The following is an 18,613-nucleotide window of genomic DNA, read 5'->3' as shown; positions in this document are numbered from 1 at the left end:
TGCGCGCTTCACCAGCCGGCGCGTTCCCTGAAAGCTGTATGGCAAACAGGTCAAGACCTCCTTCCCCATCATATCCGTAAATGTCGCCACCCCGGAGGCGTGCTTTTTATCAGTGAACAAAATATTCATTATTTGCATACCTTTCGGATATGTTTTCACTGTAAAACGCGTCATTATGCGGAAAAGCATCCATCTTGTCAAGGGGGACATCACGAAACAAAACGCCGACGCGATCGTGAACGCCGCCAATTCGTCGCTGCTGGGCGGCGGCGGGGTAGACGGTGCGATCCATCGTGCGGGCGGGCCGCAAATACTGGCCGAGTGCGTCGAGATACGCAACCGGCAGGGCGGCTGCAAAACCGGCGAGGCCGTGATCACCGGCGGCGGCAACCTGAAAGCTAAATACGTGATCCATACCGTGGGGCCTGTTTGGAATGGCGGAGACAAAGGCGAACCGCAGCTGCTGGGCAATGCATACCGGAATTCCCTGAAACTGGCCGTGGAAAACGATATCCATACCATCGCCTTTCCCAATATCAGCACCGGCATTTACCATTTCCCGAAAGACCTGGCGGCGCGCATCGCCGTAGACACGGTAAAGGCGTTCCTGAATGGGCATGAAGGCCCGCTGTCCGTTACTTTCGTTTGTTTCGACGATGAAAATTACGCCCTGTACGAATCCCTTTTAAAGGACAAGTAATTTCTTTCTATTTTAGCCGAATGATCCGGGGCTTTTTTAATTTCCTGCTATTCAGCTCGATTTATATCGCATTATGCGCATTGGCCATGGCCTGGCAAACGGAAGAGATCTTACAGCTGAAGCTGGACAGGTTCAACTTTGCCGGGTTCGTGTTTTTCTCCACCATTTGCAGTTACAATTTTCACTGGTACCTCACGCCCGGGTCTATCCGGCATTCCGAGCGCATCCTCTGGGGGCAGCGCCGGCGGTCTTTGCAGCTGCTGGGCTGCGGCATCGGGCTGGTAGGCTCTTTGTGGTTCTTTTTCCAATTGTACCATCACTGGCTGCCGATCGGCGGGGCTGTAGTGCTGACCTTCCTTTATTCCGCTCCCAAAGTGCCGCACCGGGCTTTCAGCTGGCTGTCGAAGATCGCCGTGGGGAAAACCATTTTCCTCGCTTTTGTGTGGATGTACGTTACCACGCTGCTGCCGGCTTTTATGGCGGACATTATGCTGGCCGACGTGTGGGACCTGGTATTCCTGGCTGCGTACCGCTTTTTCCTGATCTACGCCATCTGCATCCTGTTCGATTACCGCGACCGTGAAGAAGACCGCCAGCAGGGCATCCGCAGCCTGATCACCTTCCTGCCTGAAAAGCAGCTGGACCGGTTGTATTATATTTCGCTGGTCATTGCCGCGGGCCTTGCCCTGGCGCTGGCGCCGGCGGTGCCGTTGTACGTGGTGTTCAGCCTGCTGGCGCCGGTGGCGGTAACGGCCCTGGTGAAAGAATATTCACAGCGCCATACGTCCGATTACGTATATTATTTTTTCCTGGACGGGCTCATGATGCTGTCTGCCCTGCTGCACCTCGGCTGGCTTGCCGCGGGGGGAATTTGAGGAGCGAATGCGCGGAATCCGTATTTTTGCCGGATACAAGTACATAACCTGAACAAAAGATGTCTAAGAAACAGAAATCAATACTGACGAAGGAATCGCTGACCTTTCTGAAAAATTACCTCAACAACCCCGCTCCCACGGGGTTTGAGAAAGAAGGGCAGAAATTATGGCTGGAATATCTTAAACCTTATATCGACGATACGATCGTGGACCCTTACGGTTCGGCCGTTGGCGTCATCAACCCCGAAGCCGCCTTTAAAGTGGTGATTGAGGCGCATGCGGACGAGATATCCTGGTTCGTGAATTACGTTTCACCCGAGGGGCTCATTTACGTGATCCGCAATGGGGGCTCCGACCAGTCGATCGCGCCTTCAAAAAGGGTGAACATCCACACCGAAAAAGGCATCGTAAAAGCCGTGTTCGGCTGGCCCGCCATCCACACACGCCTGCGCAGCAACGAAGGCAAAGAGCCGCAACCCAAGGTAGACAACATTTTCCTGGACTGCGGCGCCCGTTCCCGCAAGGAGGTGGAAGACCTCGGCATCCATGTTGGCTGCGTGGTGACCTTCGACGATCAATTCGAGGAACTGAACTATGATTATTATATCTGCCGCGCGATAGACAACCGCATCGGCGGCTTCATGATCGCCGAGGTAGCCCGCCTGCTTTCCGAAAACAAACAGCGCCTGCCTTTCGGCCTCTACATCGTGAATGCTGTGCAGGAAGAAGTAGGGCTGCGCGGCGCGGAAATGATCGCTAAACGCATCAAGCCCAATGTTGCCATCATCACCGACGTTACGCACGACACCACCACGCCGATGATCAATAAAAACATCGAAGGGGAGATCAAATGCGGCAGCGGCCCGAGCATCACCTATGGCCCGGCGGTGCACAATATTCTCCGCGACCTGATCATTTCCACCGCGAAAAAGGAAAAGATCCCTTACCAGCTGCATGCCGTAAGCCGCAGCACGGGAACAGACACGGACGCGTTCGCCTATTCCAACGACGGTACGCCGTCTGCCCTTATCAGCCTGCCGCTGCGGTATATGCATACCACCGTGGAAATGGTGAAAAAGGACGATATAGAGCAGACCATCCAGCTGATCTACCAGACTTTACTCAATATCACACCAAAAACCAACTTTCACTACCTGTAACTAACACTTTATCAATTAAATAATAATATTATTCGTTATTCATAATTGATAATTCGCAATAGTTTTATAGGTTTGCCGTCAAATCCGAAGCATATGATCCGTCATGACTGGACACTCGAAGAAATAAAGGATATCTATAATACGCCCCTGCTGGAGCTGATGTACCGTGCGGCCACGCTGCACCGTGAGCACCAGGACACGGCGGAAGTACAGGTTTGCACCCTGCTTTCGATCAAAACGGGGGGCTGTTCCGAAGACTGCGCTTACTGCCCCCAGGCAGCCCGTTATAATACCGGCATCAACGTACAGGCCCTGATGAAAAAGGACGAGGTAATGGAATATGCCCGTAAAGCCAAAGAAGCTGGTTCCACGCGTTTCTGCATGGGTGCGGCATGGAGGGAAGTGCGCGACAACCGCGATTTCGACCGTGTGATCGAAATGGTAAAGGGAGTGAACGAGATCGGCATGGAAGTATGCTGCACCCTGGGCATGCTCACCGAATCGCAGGCGCAAAAGCTGGCTGACGCCGGGCTTTATTCCTACAACCACAACCTGGACACTTCAGACGAATATTACAGCGAGATCATCACCACCCGTACTTACGACGACCGTCTGAAAACGATCGACAACGTGCGCAAGGCAGGCGTAACGGTTTGCTGCGGCGGTATTATCGGCCTGGGTGAAAGTCATGAGGACCGCATCAACATGCTCCTCACGCTTTCCACGATGCCCGAACATCCGGATTCCGTTCCCATCAACGCGCTGACCCGCGTAAAAGGCACGCCGCTGGAGCATTTGCCGAAGGTAGAGTTTTGGGATATGGTGCGGATGATCGCTACTGCGCGCATCCTGATGCCGAAAGCGATGGTACGTTTGAGCGCCGGCCGCGCTGAAATGAGCCTTTCCGAGCAGGCGATGTGTTTTATGGCGGGGGCTAACTCGATCTTTACCGGCGAGAAGCTGCTGACCACTAAAAACCCTTCCTTCGAGGAAGATCACATGATGTTCGAATTACTGGGGCTGAAGCCGCGTGAAGCATTTAAAGAGGAACATGTGCATGTGCACTAGATAGAGGATATTTTTTGTAAAAAAGCCGCGCTGTGAAGCGTGGCTTTTTGTTTTTCAGGAGGCCGATAATTCCTCAAGGTTTGCCGGCCATACCGAATTTCTCAATATCTTTTCAGCCTCTGCAAGCCGTTGGGGAAAAGTGTTTCCCACATGGCTCAGGGCGAGTTCCGTTAATCGCGCTTTTGTCTCTTACGGCATGTTTGGAGGTATCTCGATGATAATTTTCCGTCTCATATTCTTAATCATGAAGGTTGAGTAGAATTTGCTCCTTTTTTTAGTGAATTCTATTTTGGCGAACTCTTTAAAGTCTCTTCCAGGTCTTCAGGCCAAATGGAATTTCTTAAATATTCTTGTGCTGTTATAATTTGCTTTCTCGGCAGGCTTTTCCCGTACATATCTGCTACATCGTGTAATATCTCCCGTACTTCTTCGATGGATTTTCCGGCGGAAATTTCAATGACGATTTTCTCCGTTTTCATAATTCCATTTTAAAAGTTAAAATATTAAATGGATCATTGTTTTAACGCGAAGAGCGCTTCAAGTTTTTCATCCCAGACTGCGTTTTTTAATACTTCTTGTGCTCTTGCGTATGCTTCGGGGAAAAGCGGTGTTTTGCCCTTAAGGCTTTTCAGGAACCGGACGCTCCGTCTTCTTTCCAGTATTTGCTGCCGGGACTTGCGCCGCAATCTGAACCTCATACTAAAGTTTGCTCCTTTTTTTATAGTGGATTTTATTTTTGGAATATTATGGTCTCATCATATGCTTTTCCGGGGTCGTAATTCGAAAATCGCGCAAACGGCGATCTTCATCTTTATAGACACCAAATATCAAGCCGTACACCGACCGTCGGTATATCTCATAAAACTGCGGATGAAATTCGATCGCTTTGAATAATTCCCTGAGACCTCGGCTGACAAATTGAAAAATCAATATCCCTTCGTCTTCAATCAATCTTGTATCGTACTGATCTTTATACTTCATCCGCAATCTACCCCAACCCCCTTGACCACACCAACTTTCAGCCCTGAGAATATCTCACTTTCAGGGGCAAATATCTCCGCTTCCCGGAGGGATTATTTTTCGAGAAAAAAACGCACCCCCAGCGCGTACCCCTTCATCCCCAATCCACAGATCACCCCCACCGCTTTCGCCGCCGTCAGCGACGTATGCCGGAACTCTTCCCGCGCATAAATATTGCTGATATGTATTTCCACCACCGGCGTTTTGATACCCGCGATCGCATCGCGGATCGCTACCGACGTATGCGTATAAGCCCCCGCGTTCAGCAAAATGCCGTCGTGGTCGAAACCGGCCTGGTGCAGAAAATTCACTACCTCTCCCTCCACATTGCTCTGGTGATACACAAACTCCACTTCCGGGAACTGCGCTTTCAGCGTGTCTAAATATTGTTCGAATGTAAGGCTGCCGTAAACCTCCGGCTCGCGTTTGCCCAGCAGGTTCAGGTTGGGGCCGTTGATGATCGCTATTTTCATATTCGGATTTATCGTGTTGATGATTCCCCCCAGCGGAAAGTATCCTGTTCAAGCCCTGCCAGGTCTATCACCCGGTCGGTCACCGTGGCCGCCACTTCTTCTATCGTGCGGGGTTTGCTGTAAAAAGACGGCGTGGCCGGGCAAACGATCCCCCCGGCTTCCGTTACGGCCTGCATATTCCGGATATGCACCAGGTTATAAGGCGTGTCCCGCAGCACGCAGATCAGCCTGCGGCGCTCTTTCAGCACCACGTCCGCCGCCCGCGTGATCAGGTCGTTGGATATACCGCCGGCAATTCGCCCCAGTGTACCCATGGAACACGGGCAAATGATCATGATGTCGTACCGCCCGCTGCCGGACGCGAACGGCGCATGGAAATCGTGCTGCGAATACACAGGGAACGGCAGATGCTCAAACCCCTTGTCTTCCAGCTCCGTTTCCCAAACGGTCTTCGCATTTTCCGTCATCACGATCGCCACCTGATCCACCTGGTCTTTCAACGCAACCAGCTTGCCCAGCAGCTGGCGGGCGTAAATGGAACCGCTCGCCCCAGTAACCGCCACTACTATACGATGTTTCTTTTGCACGCTCATATCCGCAAAGCTACAAAAAACAAAGCCCTGTTGAGAAGCAAAATACTTTTCAACAGGGCCTTATTACTAAGGTAAATGTCTTTATCAGCTCATCTCCGGCAACTCTTCCATCCGTATGGCCATATGGCTCTCGTCGTACACACACGCGCCATTGCGGATCACCAGCACCTGCGGCGATTCATGCTGCACGCCGAACGTTTCCGCTACCAGGTTGCTCACCGAGCGGTACCTGATCAGGTCCAGGTAATAAAACCCGAAACCCTCCGGCGCCTCGCTCCGCTCCAGCCTCGATTTCACCATGCTGCTGGTGGAACAACGCGTACTGTGCTTGAATATCACTACCGGTTGTTCGAAAGAACGGGATTTGATTTCCGTTAATTGCTCTTCACTTTCCAATGCCGTCCACATCATAATCATAAATAATCCTAACAGTTTTTGTCTCCTACATGTTGTACCTTGGTGATCTTCATAGGGCAACCCAGCTTCTGGGAGGCGCAGGAAGAAAATGCGGCAGCGCATACTGCCATCAAACATACAATACCGAAAATACGGCGTCCTGATTTCATAGTCTGCTTTTTAGTAAATAAACGAAATTTCATAGGCTTGGATTGTAGAACTTTGTGATTCGTGTTTTGTAACGTTATTTTGCAAATATATACTTTATATTAAAAAAAACAATCCTATGTGCTGTTAACTACCCGTTATTACGGCCCGGAAATAACACATAAGGACCCGATAAGCATGGCAAAAGTACACTTTATTGCAATAGGCGGCTCGGTTATGCACCAACTCGCCATTGCCCTGCGGAATAAAGGCTACCAGGTAACCGGCAGCGACGACGAGATCTTCGAGCCTTCCCGCAGCAACCTCGCCCGGGCAGGCATCCTTCCCGCCACCCTCGGCTGGGACCCGGAGCGCATTTCAGCGGACCTCGACGCCGTTATCCTCGGCATGCACGCCCGGGCAGACAATCCCGAACTGCTCCGCGCCCGCGAACTCAACCTGAAGATATACTCCTTCCCGGAATACATTTACCAGGAAAGCCTTCACAAAACCCGCGCAGCCATCGGCGGAAGCCATGGAAAAACCACCATCACCTCCATGATCATGCACGTGCTGCAGCAATGCCGCCTCAAGTTCGACTACCTCGTGGGCGCCCGGCTGGAAGGTTTCGCGCAGTCCGTAAACGTCACCGATGCCCCGCTCATTGTGTGCGAGGCAGACGAATACCCCGCCTCCGCGCTCGAAAAAAGGCCGAAATTCCATTTCCTGCACCCTCATATCGCCGTTTTAAGCGGTATCGCCTGGGACCATATCAACGTATTCCCCACTTTCAGCAACTACCTCGAACAGTTCGCCATCTTCCTCCGCACCATGGAGCCGGGCGGTAAGCTGATCTACAATCATACCGACGAAACGCTGCGCCAACTCGTTGAAAAAGAAGGCACTCACCTCGAATGCATCCCCTATGGCGTGCCCGAACATACCATCCTCAACGGCCATACCCGTGTTCGTTTCGGCAACGCCTCCACCGACCTGATGGTGTTCGGCGAGCATAACCTGCTCAACATTCACGCCGCCCTGCTGGTTTGCCGCGCCCTCGGCGTAGGCGATATCGACTTCCTGGCGGCCATCGCCACCTTTAAAGGCGCCGCCAAAAGAATGGAATTGGTGGTGAAAGACGAACAAACGGCCATTTACCGCGACTTCGCCCACGCCCCCTCCAAAGTGAAGGCCACCATCCAGGCGCTGCGCAACCAGTACCCCGAACGGAAGCTCGTTGCCGTACTTGAACTGCACACGTACAGCAGCCTCAACGCCGGTTTTATGACCGAATACAAAGGCGCCCTCGACCCGGCGGACGTTGCGGCTGTATTTTACAGCGGCCACGCCCTCGAGATCAAACGGATGCCTTACCTTGAGCCCGACGTGGTACGCAACGGCTTTGCCCGGAAAGACCTCAAAATACTGACGGACCGCCAGGCGCTCGAACGTTTTCTCGACCAGCAGGATTTTACCAACACCAACCTGCTGCTGATGAGCTCCGGCGACTATGAAGGCCTCAACCTTACAGAACTGAAAAAATATTTAACGGTACAGAAACCACAATAAAAGAATGTCTGCCTTACAACTTACCCGCCCCCTTGCTGTGATCGACCTGGAAACCACCGGGACCAACGTAGCCACAGACCGGATCATCGAGATCGCCGTCATCAAAGTAATGCCGGACCGGTCCGTGCAAAACAAAGTAAAACGGATCAATCCCGGCATGCCCATTCCCGCGGTAACCACCGCCATTCACGGCATTTCCGACGACGACGTGAAAGACGCGCCCTTTTTCAAACAGGTAGCCAACGAATACCGCCAGTTCCTCGAAAACTGCGATATCGCGGGGTATAACTCCAACCGGTTCGATATCCCGATGCTGGTGGAAGAATTCCTGCGCGCCGGTCTCACCTTCGATGTGAGCAACCGCCGTTTCGTAGACGTGCAGAAAATATTCCATCTCATGGAAAAACGCACGCTCAGCGCAGCTTACAAATTCTATTGCGATAAGGACCTCACGAACGCTCACAGCGCCGAGGCAGACGCGCTAGCCACCTTCGAAATCCTCGAAGCGCAGCTGGCACGCTACGAATCGCAGCTCAAAGCCGATGTGGACGCCCTCGCAGCGTTCACCAAAGAAGACGATTTCGTGGACTTTGCCCGCCGCATCGTGATGCAGAACGGCGTGGAAATGTTTAACTTCGGCAAATACAAAGGAAGACCCGTAAGAGACGTGCTTAAAGCCGAACCCCAATATTACGACTGGATGATGAAAGCCGATTTTCCGCTCAACACCAAACAAAAACTGACAGAGATCTACACCAGTATGGTGCTAAAAAAATCTTAATGTTTTAGTAAAACGTGCTAATTTGCGCGCGACTTTATCTATTTTTGCCATCCTTATAAAAACCGTGCTAATTGGAAAAATTAGTTATCATACCTACGTACAATGAGAAAGACAATATCCGCCAGATCATTGGCGCGGTGATCTCATTGCAGGAGGACTTTCACATCCTCATCGTAGACGACGGTTCCCCGGATGGCACCGGCGCGATCGTAAAATCACTGCAGGCCGATCATCCCGGGCAGCTTTTTCTCGAAGAAAGAAGCGGCAAACAGGGGCTCGGCACCGCATATATACACGGATTTAAATGGGCGCTGGCAAAAGGGTACAAATACATCTTCGAAATGGACGCCGACTTTTCGCACAACCCCAAAGACCTCGTGCGCCTCCATCACGCCTGCGCAAACGAAGGCGCCGATATGGCCGTGGGCTCGCGTTACGTGCGCGGCGGCAAAACCGAGAACTGGCCCTGGAACCGTGCCGTGCTCAGTTACGGCGCGTCCATTTACGTGCGCTGCATCACCTGGATACCGGTGAAAGACGCCACCGCCGGCTTCGTTTGTTACAAACGCGAAGTGCTGGAAAAGATCGATCTCGATAGCATCCAGTTCGTAGGCTACGCTTTCCAGATCGAAATGAAATTTACCGCCTGGAAACTGGGCTTTACCATCAGGGAAGTTCCCATCACTTTTATAGACCGTAAGGAAGGCTATTCCAAAATGAGCAAAGGCATTGTGAAGGAAGGCATTTTAGGCGTGTTGAAGATCCAGTGGCAGAGCTTGTTTGGATAATTCCGTTACAGTGAAAAAAGCATTTTTACAGCTTCATCTTTCCGTTTTCCTCGCCGGTTTCACCGGCATCCTGGGAAAACTGATCACCTTAAACGAAGGTTTGCTCGTATGGTACCGGCTGCTGATCACCGCCGTTACCATGTACGTGCTGTTCCGCTGGCAGGGCAAACTGAAAAAACTGCCCATGCAGGCCATCCTCCGCATCGGCGGCACCGGCTGCATCGTAATGCTGCACTGGATATTTTTTTACGGCAGCATCAAATATGCCAACGTGTCCATCGGCGTGGTCTGTTTTTCCCTCACCAGCCTCTTCACCGCCATTTTCGACCCGCTGATCAACCGCCGCCCGTTCGACAAAACGGAGATGCTCCTTAGCATGCTCCCCCTCGCCGGCATCCTGCTGATCTTTCATTTCGACACGCAATACCGCACAGGCATCATTCTCGGCATCATCTCCTCGATGTTCTGCGCCCTGTTCACCGTTTTTAATAAAAGACTGGTCGTAAAATACGACACCGCCAGCATTACCTTTTACGAGCTGGGCGTGGGTTTCCTCGGTCTTACCGTGCTCATGCCTTTCTACCTCAAAGCCTTTCCCGTGGCTTCGCTGATACCTTCCGGGATGGATATGCTTTACCTGCTCATACTCGCCTGGTTCTGCACCGTGCTGATGTACACGCTTTCCATGAACGCGCTTACCAAAATTTCCGCCTTCACCGTCAATCTTTGTTTTAACCTCGAACCCCTGTACAGCATCATTCTCGCTTTTGTCATCTTCCAGGAAAATAAACTGCTGCAGGACGGTTTTTACGCCGGCCTCGGCCTCATTTTGCTTTCCGTACTGCTCCAGATGCTGCGCGTGATGCGCCAGCACCGCCGCAGCCTCCCTTCCGTATAACCGCCTGTCATCTAAACGCATCCTGTGCGGGGAAAAATGTTAATTTAGGGCCTGTCTCATCCAAGTCTAAACCATTATTGCTATGACACGATCCCTCTGGTGGAGCTTATCCCTGGCCTGTTTGATCCCGGCATCGGTATCCGCCCAATCCAAAAAACCGCTGGACCATACGGTGTACGATGGCTGGCAAAACATCGGCGTAAAAACGATCTCCAACAACGGCCAGTGGGCCGCCTATACCGTTACACCGCAGGAAGGCGACGCCACACTGGTGGTGCGCAATCTCCGCGACGGCCGACAGGTCAGCATCCCGCGCGGCTCCGCGCCGGTGATCACCGAAGATTCGCGTTACGTGGTCTTCTACATCAAACCGTTTTTCCAGGACACGCGGCAGGCGCGCATCAAAAAGAAGATCCCCACCGATATGCCCAAAGATTCATTGGGTATTCTCGAGCTGGGGCAAACCGCCGTCACCAAAATACCCAACGTCAGGTCCTTTAAAACGCCCGAAAAAGGCAGCGGCCTGCTGGCTTATTTAATGGAAAGACCAAAAGACACCGCCGCGAAAATAAATCTCACCAAACCCGCGCCGCTCAAAGATCTCGATGCGGACGACGATACGCCCGGCAGATCTTCCGCCGCGGACGCGGGCGATCTCGTGATCGTGTACCTCGGCAAACAGCACCCCGCAGACACGGTGAAATACGTGACTTCCTACACCCTCAGCAAACCCGGCAACAGCCTGGCACTGGTTACCAATCCGCCTAAAAAAGATTCGCTCGCCAAACCCGCCGTGCTGCTCTGGGATGCGGCCGCGCGCAGATCTTCCATTCTCAGCAACGGCCACGGCGCCTTCGCGCAATTCGCGTTCGACGAGGCCGGCAAACAGCTCGCCTACGTCGGCAGCCGCGACAGCGCCAAAGCGCTGCAGAAATTCTATTCGCTGTATTATTTCAAACCCGGCCAGGATACCGCGCGCATCGTAGTGACCAAATCGACAAAAGGCATCCCGGCCAACTGGGACGTTTCAGAAGACGGCAGGCTTGTTTTCTCCCGCAACGGCGAACGCCTGTTTTTCGGCACCGCGCCCATCCCCAAGCCGAAAGACACTACCATCGTGGATTTTGAAGTGGCGAAGGTGGACATCTGGCATTACCAGGACGATTACCTGCAAACCATGCAGCTCAAAAATCTCGACCGCGAACTGAAAAGGAATTACGCCGCCGTGTATTTCCCCGCGCAGCAGCGTGTAGTGCAGCTGGCGGACCTCAGCATGGAAACGTTCTTCCCCGGCGACGAAGGCAACGCCAATTACGGCGTCGGCTATACGGACGCGAACAGCCGCGTGGCCATGCAATGGACCGGCGGCACGCTCAAAACCGGTTACGCCGTGAACATTTCCACCGGTGAGCGCAAAGTGATCAAAACGGACGTGGACGGCAACTTCGTCATCTCTTCCGAAGGTCGTTTTATCCTCTGGTTCGACCAGCCGGAAGGCCAGTGGCATACTTATGAAACCGCCACCGGCACCAGCCGCGTGATCAGCGCCAATATTCCCGCGCGCATCACCGACGAGGAAATGGACATGCCCGATTACCCGCGCGCATACGGCACCAACGGCTGGCAGGAGCACGACAAATACGTGTACATCAACGACCGGTACGATATCTGGCAGGTAGACCCGCTGGGGAAAGAAACCCCGGTAAACCTCACCAAAGGCGAAGGGCGCAGGCTTCGCACGAGCTTCCGCATCCTGAAACTGGACCAGGACGAACGTTTTATACTGCCCAAACAACATTTGTTGCTGGCCGCGCAAAACGATTCCAGCAAATACGGCGGCCTGTGGAGCCTGAAGCTCCAGGACAAAAAAGGCCCGCAGCAGCTCGTGATGGCGCCGTATGCGTATTCCGCCGTGGACAAGGCGAAGAACGCGGAGATGTATCTGTTCCAGCGCAGCAGTTTCGTGGAATCGCCGGACGTGTTCGCCGGTGCGGATATCGCCAAAGCCGAACGCATCAGCGCATTGAACCCGCAGCAGCGCCAATACAACTGGGGCACGGCGGAGCTTTTCAGCTGGCAGACCTACAACGGGAAAACCACCGAAGGCATCCTGTACAAACCTGAGGACTTCGACCCCAACAAAAAATATCCCGTGCTGATCTATTTCTACGAGAAACTGACAGACGGTCTTTACAGCTACCAGGCGCCCGCTCCCACGCCTTCGCGGCTGAACATCACGTTTTTCGTGAGCCGCGGTTACGTGGTGCTTGCGCCGGACATCCGGTATGAAACGGGGCATCCCGGCAAAAGCGCCTACAACTACATCGTAAGCGGCGCGGAAGCGCTGGCTAAAAATCCCTGGATAGACAAAACCAACATGGGCATCCAGGGCCAGAGCTGGGGCGGTTACCAGGTATGTTACCTCATCACCGCCACCCCGCTTTTCAAAGCCGCATGGGCCGGCGCGCCCGTGGCGAACATGACGAGCGCTTACGGCGGCATCCGCTGGGAAAGCGGCATGAACCGGCAGTTCCAGTACGAACATTCGCAAAGCCGCATCGGCGCCACGTTGTGGGACAAACCGGAGCTGTACATCGAAAACTCGCCGCTGTTCCATATTCCCAAAGTGACCACGCCGCTGGCCATCATGCACAACGATGCGGACGGTGCAGTGCCCTGGTACCAGGGCATCGAAATGTTCACCGCCATGCGCAGGCTGGGCAAACCGGTCTGGCTGCTCAATTATAATGGAGAGGCGCACAACCTGGTGCAGCGGCAAAACCGGAAAGACATCCAGGTGCGGGAGCAGCAGTTTTTCGATCATTTCCTGAAAGGCGCCCCCGCCCCGAAATGGCTGAGCAAAGGCGTGCCGGCCACGGAAAAGGGCAAAGATTGGGGATTTGATTATTGATATTCAACTGGTTATAAACACAAAGTCCCGGCAAACGCCGGGACTTTGTTATTCTGTCGTTAACTGGAAGATTTTCAATAACTTCCATGCATCGCAGAAATTTTTCTAATTAAAATGATATTGCATATAGTTATTTAACTATATTTACAGCAGAATTCAGTGCGGAAGGTTTACGAAAAAACCGCAATCAGTCCTATGAACACCTATATCCTTAGTCCGAAAGCCACTTTGCATCCTTTTGTGCAAAAGTACATCGTACTGCAGAACATCACTTCAGCTGCAGACATTGCTAAAAAGAAACTTTTTACGGCAGGCAGGCAATACCTGGTATTCATTCAGCAGGGCGGTCTGGCATTTAAACCGATGGACCATGCGTCTTTCGAATTGCCGGAAGCATCCGTGACCGGGCCTTTTACCTGCGTGGTGAACGCACGCGTGAACGGGCCGCTCAACGCAGTGATCGTGCAGCTCAACGCCTACGCCAGCCACCGGCTGATGGGCATCAGCATGGAATCGGTGACCAATTATTTCCGCGATCTCACCAAGGTGGACGTTCGCTGGAAAGACACGGCCGCGCAGCTGCACCAGGCGACAGACATCCATTCAATTCATCATATCCTGGATTCGGCCCTCGAAAGCCTTTTACCGTATCAGCAACCGGCACTTCGCCAGGTGGATGAAATGGTGGATTACCTAACTGAACAAAAAGGGCAGGTTGCCATGCTGGAGCTCGCGCTCCGCTTCAAAACCAGCCGCCATACACTGGAACGCCAGTTCATGGAAGTAACGGGCCTTACGCCGCAGCTGTACACCCGCATCCTGCGCAGGCAGCGTTACGCATAAGTCGTTAACAAGCGTACGGAATATTGAAAACGCCGGTGCCGTGCATCCGGCGTTTTTGTTATTTTTAGGGCATTAACCAACAAACCATGCAAAGACCAGTTGAAGCCCGGAAAGACGGATTTTTGATTTCTACGGACAAGTCATTATTACAGATCGATGTGATACACAGTTACCTCTCTGGCGAATCGTATTGGGCGGAGCATATCCCGCGCGACCTCGTGGAAAAAAGCGTTGAAAATTCGCTGTGTTTCGGCATTTATGAAGAAAACGGGCAACAGGTCGGTTTTGCGCGGGTAATTACCGACTTCGCGACGTTCGCTTACCTGGCGGACGTATTTGTATTGCAAAACAGGCGCGGCCTCGGGCTGAGCAAATGGATGATGGAAGTGATCCTCTCCCACCCCGGCCTGCAGCAGATCCGCAGAATGATGCTGATGACGCTGGACGCACAGGGGCTTTATTCGCAGTTCGGGTTCACGGTATGGGAATACCCGGAAAGATGCATGAGCAGAAGGATTGGTAAAACATACGCCGGGATAAACGAGGCGCATTCATAAAAAATATTTGCATGAAGAAGATCATCCAGTGGGCGGTCGTCGTACTTTTTATAATCGGCATATTCATGCTGGGCAGGTGTTCCGGCTCGAAGAACGTGAACCAGCAGGTGCTGTCGAACAGCCTGATCGTAAAAGAGATCGCGGAGCTGGCGAGCCTTGAAGTGCAGGGCAATGCTTCCATCAAACGCAGCAATGTGGAGAACAGCGGCGAATGGACGGATAACCTGAAACGCGTGTTCGCCGAAAATACCATCTGGGTAACGGTTCCGTATACCGCAAAGTATGGCGTGGATGTGAACGATCAGAATTTTTCCGTTTCGCAAAAGGACAAGCTCATTACCGTAAACCTCCCGGCCCCGTCGTTATTGAGTTACGAGCTGCAGCTGAATAAGATGGAAACCGCCAATAAAAAAGGATGGCTTATGTTTTCCGACGACGAAACCTATACTGACGTGCAGAAAAAACTCTACGAAACTTCCCGCGAACAATTGACGAACAATCCCCAGTATCTTGAGCAATGCAAGGAAAAGATCAGGAACATCATAGCCACCTATTACGCGCCGCTGAAGTACGATGTGGAAGTAAAATTCGGCAACGAATCGCCAAAAAGATTAAAGCTAAACTAAACACCCGCAAGGGTTTCAGAAGATACCAGGACCGGCTTCCCGCCGGTCTTTTTTTATGCCGCGCCGGTGCTGATGTATTTCACCAGGCAGCGTTTCGCAACGGGCAGCAGCGTTTCTTCCACCGGGAAGGTAAGGTCTGTTTCCACCGTGTATACCGCGGGGTTAGGCAGGTCTTTCCGGTGACGGATAAGGTCGCGTTTGATGCCGGAATACGTTTGCGTAAGACTGCGGGTGTAGGTGTTGATAAAATCGGTATGGATGCCGCGGTATTTTTCGTCGTGCCGTTCGAAGATGGTGAGGCGGTAACGATAAACGCGCGTATCGCTGAAACGCCCGTCGCACAGCAGCATGTAGCCTTCCTGGATATCGAGCGGGATGAGGCCGACGGGGGTGATATTGAGTTTGTCTTCCACGAACTCGTAGATCTCCGTTCCTTCTTTGATCGTTCCGTTCATCTTCTGTAAAGCGTATTGGAGAATGTTTTCGAGTTCTTCCATCAGTTCGTCGTCTGCGATCATTTGTTCGTAAAGCAGCTGCAGCCTTTCCATATTAACGGCGGTGAGGCGTTTGGGAAAATGCTGCTGAAGGAACTGTTTATTGTCCCGGAAAGCGACGAGGTTGTTGTAGTGGAAAATGACATCGCCGAGCTGCGGGTACAATTTATTTTCGTTGAAATAACGGTTGATTTCCTGGAGGTACGCGAGCAGGGTATATTTTTTCAGTTCAAAATCTATGAACCCTTCCGCGAACCATGTGTCGCTCAATGCTTTCATAGTTGGCGGGCCATTTAATCCGGCCTTCATTGAATTTACGAAATTTTCTAATACATAACACGGTCATCCACGTTTTTCACATTTTTTTACCCCGTATATAATCCCTGAAAAAGGCCTATGATATTGTATTTAACCGTTATTTAACATATATGGCAAATACGTGAAATCCTTGAAAAATGCGGGGAGTTATTTTTTTATTCAGTTAATTCCTTAACTTCAATATTATTTTTCATTTTTTAATTTCTTTATCATGAACATCTACGTAGCCAACCTGCATTACAGGTTGAACGATGAGGACCTTCACCAAATCTTCAGCGAATTCGGGCAAGTTACCTCCGCAAAAATCATTAAAGATCACGAAACCGGTCGTTCACGTGGTTTTGGATTCGTTGAAATGCCTAACCAGGACGAAGCTGGTAAAGCAATGGAGAGTCTGAACGGTAGTGAAGTGGAAGGCAAACAGCTGATGGTCAACGAAGCACGTCCGAAAGCACCGAACCCCGGTGGCGGCAACAGAGGTGGCAGGCCCGGTGGCGGTGGTTATGGTGGCGGTGGCCGCGATCGTCGTTACTAATAAGACTTACATCGATGACACTATAAAAGGCTTCTCCGGAAGCCTTTTTTTATGCCCTGCGGGCTGATTAAAGCCCCGAAACACCCCTTCCCTGCCCGCTTCCCTCCCAGGCGGCAAAGCGGCTTAAACGCGGCATTTCGATTAAATTCATAGCCCGGGCGCCATCTTTCCCGCTACCAGCCGGATCGGACCGGAACATTTTTATCCGCCGGCCCGGTAGCGAATACGTTCCCGGCACGCCGGGAGTGCCGCCGGACGGTGGTTTTGTTAAAAGCGGAACGCCTTTGCCCGCGCTTCAGCTACGGTCTGAACGCTTTTACCCCATGGAAGGACTGTCCCCTCCAGTCATATCATTTTGCCTTTTGCTCTCCTTCTTCTCTCTACCTTCACTCACATATCGATCCTATAAGGATCGTTGTACCCCGCATACCGGATAATATACCATTACTTTCCCTGCGCCCGCATTTCCCCGGATAACCGCCAGCAAAAAAGCCGCCCCGGTGCGGGACGGCCTTGCTATCATTTTTCCGGAAAGACTTAATATTCCTTCGCGGGATCGAAATTTTCCAGTTCCGTAGCCACCGCGCTCAGGAAAGTAGAGCCCAGCGAGCCGTCTACGATACGGTGGTCGTAAGACATGGACAGGATCATCATATGCCGGATGGCAATGGAATCCCCCTGTTCCGTTTCTACCACCACCGGGCGCTTTTTGATGGCGCCCACCGCCAGGATGGCCACCTGCGGCTGGTTGATGATCGGCGTACCGGTAAGGCTGCCGAAAGTGCCCACGTTGGTGAGCGTGAAAGTGCCGTTCTGCGTGTCTTCCGGCCGCAGGCGGTTCTGACGCGCGGCGTTGGCCAGGCTGTTCACCTGTTTGGTAAGGCCTACCAGGTTGAGCGTGTCCGCATTGCGGATCACCGGAACGATCAGGTTGCCGGAAGGCAAAGCGGTGGCCATGCCTATGTTGATGTCTTTTTTCAGGATGATCTTGTCCCCGTCCAGCGAGCAGTTCACCAGCGGGAAACGTTTGATGCATTTCACCACGGCTTCCACGAACAACGGCGTGAAAGTGAGCTTTTCGCCCTCGCGTTTCTCAAAATCCTTCTTCACACTGTCGCGCCAGCGCACCATGTTGGTCACGTCCGCCTCGGCGAAGCTGGTCACGTGCGGACTGATGGCCTTGCTGCGCACCATATGGTCGGCGATCAGCTTGCGCATGCGGTCCATTTCGATGATCTCCACGTTGCCGCCATAGCTGTTGGAAGCGGGCACGGTCGTCATTTCCCGTACGGGCGTTGCGGCCCGGGGCGCTTCGTGCACCACTTCAGGCTCCTGTACCTGCTGGCCGCGGCGGGCGATATAATCAAGGATATCTCTTTTGCTTACACGGCCGTCGTTGCCGCTGCCGGGTATTTTCTCCAGTTCGGCGAAGCTGATGCCTTCCTGCTGCGCGATGGTCAACACCAGCGGAGAATAAAAACGCGGCTCGCCAGAAGGCTGGCTGGGCGCGGGTTCCGGCCTTGCGGGCGAAGGCACGGACTGGAACTGCGATTCCATTTGCGCCGGTTTTGCCGGGGCTACGGGCGCCGCTGCCGGAGATGCGGCCACGGGAGCGCCCGCTTCGGTTTGCACTCTTGCAATAACGGTACCCACGGGCACCACGTCATTTTCATTAAAAAGGATCTCGGTGATCTCTCCTTCCGCAATGGAAGGGACCTCACTGTCCACTTTGTCTGTAGCGATCTCCAGCACCGTTTCGTCCACCTTCACCTTATCGCCCGGCTTTTTATGCCAGCGCAGGATGGTGGCTTCCATAATGCTTTCTCCCATTTTGGGCATCACCAGTTCGACTATTGCCATA

At 52.7% G+C, this 18,613-nt stretch carries 19 protein-coding genes; 13 read left to right on the top strand and 6 right to left on the bottom strand.

Going from position 1 to position 18,613, the window contains the following annotated elements:
* Positions 1-175: 175 nt before the first annotated feature.
* The 4 genes from J7I43_RS23925 to bioB all read left to right on the top strand — a co-directional run bounded on the left by J7I43_RS23925 (position 176) and on the right by bioB (position 3,803).
* Complete coding sequence (locus J7I43_RS23925) at positions 176-700, top strand: O-acetyl-ADP-ribose deacetylase (RefSeq protein WP_209148525.1); 525 nt, start codon at positions 176-178, stop codon at positions 698-700.
* Between the two features lie 86 nt (positions 701-786).
* Positions 787-1,575 (top strand): UbiA family prenyltransferase, encoded by a 789-nt coding sequence (locus J7I43_RS23920; protein WP_209148524.1) that lies wholly within the window; start codon positions 787-789, stop codon positions 1,573-1,575.
* 59 nt (positions 1,576-1,634) lie between these two features.
* Entirely contained in the window at positions 1,635-2,735 is a 1,101-nt protein-coding gene (locus J7I43_RS23915) for a M42 family metallopeptidase (protein WP_209148523.1), read from the top strand.
* A gap of 93 nt (positions 2,736-2,828) precedes the next feature.
* Complete coding sequence (gene bioB / locus J7I43_RS23910; protein WP_209148522.1) at positions 2,829-3,803, top strand: biotin synthase BioB; 975 nt, start codon at positions 2,829-2,831, stop codon at positions 3,801-3,803.
* 284 nt (positions 3,804-4,087) lie between these two features.
* Here bioB and J7I43_RS23905 read toward each other — a convergent pair whose 3' ends face one another.
* From J7I43_RS23905 to ytxJ, 4 genes are all read right to left on the bottom strand, one after another.
* Positions 4,088-4,282, bottom strand: coding sequence for a hypothetical protein (locus tag J7I43_RS23905; RefSeq protein WP_209148521.1), 195 nt, complete (start codon positions 4,280-4,282; stop codon positions 4,088-4,090).
* A gap of 594 nt (positions 4,283-4,876) precedes the next feature.
* Positions 4,877-5,296, bottom strand: a complete 420-nt coding sequence (gene aroQ, locus J7I43_RS23900; RefSeq protein ID WP_209148520.1) for a type II 3-dehydroquinate dehydratase — start codon at positions 5,294-5,296, stop codon at positions 4,877-4,879.
* Positions 5,297-5,304: 8 nt separating this feature from the next.
* Positions 5,305-5,889, bottom strand: a complete 585-nt coding sequence (locus J7I43_RS23895) for a UbiX family flavin prenyltransferase (protein ID WP_209148519.1) — start codon at positions 5,887-5,889, stop codon at positions 5,305-5,307.
* 84 nt (positions 5,890-5,973) lie between these two features.
* The gene (gene ytxJ / locus J7I43_RS23890; protein ID WP_209148518.1) at positions 5,974-6,306 is read right to left on the bottom strand and encodes a bacillithiol system redox-active protein YtxJ; all 333 of its coding nucleotides are present in this window, start codon (positions 6,304-6,306) and stop codon (positions 5,974-5,976) included.
* A gap of 324 nt (positions 6,307-6,630) precedes the next feature.
* On the opposite strand from ytxJ, the gene J7I43_RS23885 reads away from it, so the two are divergent.
* From J7I43_RS23885 to J7I43_RS23850, 8 genes are all read left to right on the top strand, one after another.
* The gene (locus tag J7I43_RS23885; protein WP_209148517.1) at positions 6,631-8,001 is read left to right on the top strand and encodes a UDP-N-acetylmuramate--L-alanine ligase; all 1,371 of its coding nucleotides are present in this window, start codon (positions 6,631-6,633) and stop codon (positions 7,999-8,001) included.
* A 4-nt stretch (positions 8,002-8,005) separates the two neighbouring features.
* Positions 8,006-8,782 (top strand): 3'-5' exonuclease, encoded by a 777-nt coding sequence (locus J7I43_RS23880; protein WP_209148516.1) that lies wholly within the window; start codon positions 8,006-8,008, stop codon positions 8,780-8,782.
* A 71-nt stretch (positions 8,783-8,853) separates the two neighbouring features.
* Positions 8,854-9,570: a polyprenol monophosphomannose synthase gene (locus J7I43_RS23875; RefSeq protein WP_209148515.1), complete on the top strand. Its 717-nt coding sequence runs from the start codon at positions 8,854-8,856 to the stop codon at positions 9,568-9,570.
* 10 nt (positions 9,571-9,580) lie between these two features.
* The gene (locus J7I43_RS23870) at positions 9,581-10,468 is read left to right on the top strand and encodes a DMT family transporter (RefSeq protein WP_209148514.1); all 888 of its coding nucleotides are present in this window, start codon (positions 9,581-9,583) and stop codon (positions 10,466-10,468) included.
* A gap of 82 nt (positions 10,469-10,550) precedes the next feature.
* Positions 10,551-13,379 carry an alpha/beta hydrolase family protein gene (locus J7I43_RS23865; RefSeq protein ID WP_209148513.1) on the top strand — a complete coding sequence of 943 codons (2,829 nt, stop codon included), beginning with the start codon at positions 10,551-10,553 and terminating at the stop codon, positions 13,377-13,379.
* Between the two features lie 195 nt (positions 13,380-13,574).
* A complete protein-coding gene (locus J7I43_RS23860; RefSeq protein WP_209148512.1) occupies positions 13,575-14,222 on the top strand; it encodes a helix-turn-helix transcriptional regulator in 648 nt (215 codons plus the stop codon).
* Between the two features lie 86 nt (positions 14,223-14,308).
* Complete coding sequence (locus J7I43_RS23855) at positions 14,309-14,779, top strand: GNAT family N-acetyltransferase (protein ID WP_209148511.1); 471 nt, start codon at positions 14,309-14,311, stop codon at positions 14,777-14,779.
* An 11-nt stretch (positions 14,780-14,790) separates the two neighbouring features.
* Positions 14,791-15,405 (top strand): DUF4230 domain-containing protein, encoded by a 615-nt coding sequence (locus J7I43_RS23850; RefSeq protein WP_209148510.1) that lies wholly within the window; start codon positions 14,791-14,793, stop codon positions 15,403-15,405.
* A 53-nt stretch (positions 15,406-15,458) separates the two neighbouring features.
* Here the strand turns inward: J7I43_RS23850 and J7I43_RS23845 are convergent, their stop codons facing one another.
* A complete protein-coding gene (locus tag J7I43_RS23845; protein WP_209148509.1) occupies positions 15,459-16,178 on the bottom strand; it encodes a hypothetical protein in 720 nt (239 codons plus the stop codon).
* A 250-nt stretch (positions 16,179-16,428) separates the two neighbouring features.
* Here J7I43_RS23845 and J7I43_RS23840 point away from each other — a divergent pair, with 250 nt between their 5' ends.
* Positions 16,429-16,752: an RNA recognition motif domain-containing protein gene (locus J7I43_RS23840; RefSeq protein ID WP_209148508.1), complete on the top strand. Its 324-nt coding sequence runs from the start codon at positions 16,429-16,431 to the stop codon at positions 16,750-16,752.
* 537 nt (positions 16,753-17,289) lie between these two features.
* Here J7I43_RS23840 and J7I43_RS23835 read toward each other — a convergent pair.
* The gene (locus tag J7I43_RS23835) at positions 17,290-18,612 is read right to left on the bottom strand and encodes a dihydrolipoamide acetyltransferase family protein (protein WP_209148507.1); all 1,323 of its coding nucleotides are present in this window, start codon (positions 18,610-18,612) and stop codon (positions 17,290-17,292) included.
* Position 18,613: the final 1 nt, after the last annotated feature.

The organism is Chitinophaga chungangae (assembly GCF_017742215.1).
Classification (GTDB): Bacteria; Bacteroidota; Bacteroidia; order Chitinophagales; family Chitinophagaceae; genus Chitinophaga; species Chitinophaga chungangae.
Note: the sequence above shows the minus strand (reverse complement) of the source record. Positions and strands in the feature narration are given on the sequence as shown.

Bases quoted from the DNA above. Each gene is read 5' to 3' on its own strand.
- bioB (WP_209148522.1), top strand. From the start codon at position 2,829: ATGATCCGTCATGACTGGACACTCGAAGAAATAAAGGATATCTATAAT.
- J7I43_RS23855 (WP_209148511.1), top strand. From the start codon at position 14,309: ATGCAAAGACCAGTTGAAGCCCGGAAAGACGGATTTTTGATTTCTACG.
- J7I43_RS23840 (WP_209148508.1), top strand. From the start codon at position 16,429: ATGAACATCTACGTAGCCAACCTGCATTACAGGTTGAACGATGAGGAC.
- aroQ (WP_209148520.1), bottom strand. From the start codon at position 5,296: ATGAAAATAGCGATCATCAACGGCCCCAACCTGAACCTGCTGGGCAAA.
- J7I43_RS23865 (WP_209148513.1), top strand. From the start codon at position 10,551: ATGACACGATCCCTCTGGTGGAGCTTATCCCTGGCCTGTTTGATCCCG.
- J7I43_RS23895 (WP_209148519.1), bottom strand. From the start codon at position 5,889: ATGAGCGTGCAAAAGAAACATCGTATAGTAGTGGCGGTTACTGGGGCG.
- ytxJ (WP_209148518.1), bottom strand. From the start codon at position 6,306: ATGATTATGATGTGGACGGCATTGGAAAGTGAAGAGCAATTAACGGAA.
- J7I43_RS23925 (WP_209148525.1), top strand. From the start codon at position 176: ATGCGGAAAAGCATCCATCTTGTCAAGGGGGACATCACGAAACAAAAC.
- J7I43_RS23845 (WP_209148509.1), bottom strand. From the start codon at position 16,178: ATGAAAGCATTGAGCGACACATGGTTCGCGGAAGGGTTCATAGATTTT.
- J7I43_RS23920 (WP_209148524.1), top strand. From the start codon at position 787: ATGGCCTGGCAAACGGAAGAGATCTTACAGCTGAAGCTGGACAGGTTC.
- J7I43_RS23885 (WP_209148517.1), top strand. From the start codon at position 6,631: ATGGCAAAAGTACACTTTATTGCAATAGGCGGCTCGGTTATGCACCAA.
- J7I43_RS23880 (WP_209148516.1), top strand. From the start codon at position 8,006: ATGTCTGCCTTACAACTTACCCGCCCCCTTGCTGTGATCGACCTGGAA.
- J7I43_RS23915 (WP_209148523.1), top strand. From the start codon at position 1,635: ATGTCTAAGAAACAGAAATCAATACTGACGAAGGAATCGCTGACCTTT.
- J7I43_RS23905 (WP_209148521.1), bottom strand. From the start codon at position 4,282: ATGAAAACGGAGAAAATCGTCATTGAAATTTCCGCCGGAAAATCCATC.
- J7I43_RS23850 (WP_209148510.1), top strand. From the start codon at position 14,791: ATGAAGAAGATCATCCAGTGGGCGGTCGTCGTACTTTTTATAATCGGC.
- J7I43_RS23860 (WP_209148512.1), top strand. From the start codon at position 13,575: ATGAACACCTATATCCTTAGTCCGAAAGCCACTTTGCATCCTTTTGTG.
- J7I43_RS23835 (WP_209148507.1), bottom strand. From the start codon at position 18,612: ATGGCAATAGTCGAACTGGTGATGCCCAAAATGGGAGAAAGCATTATG.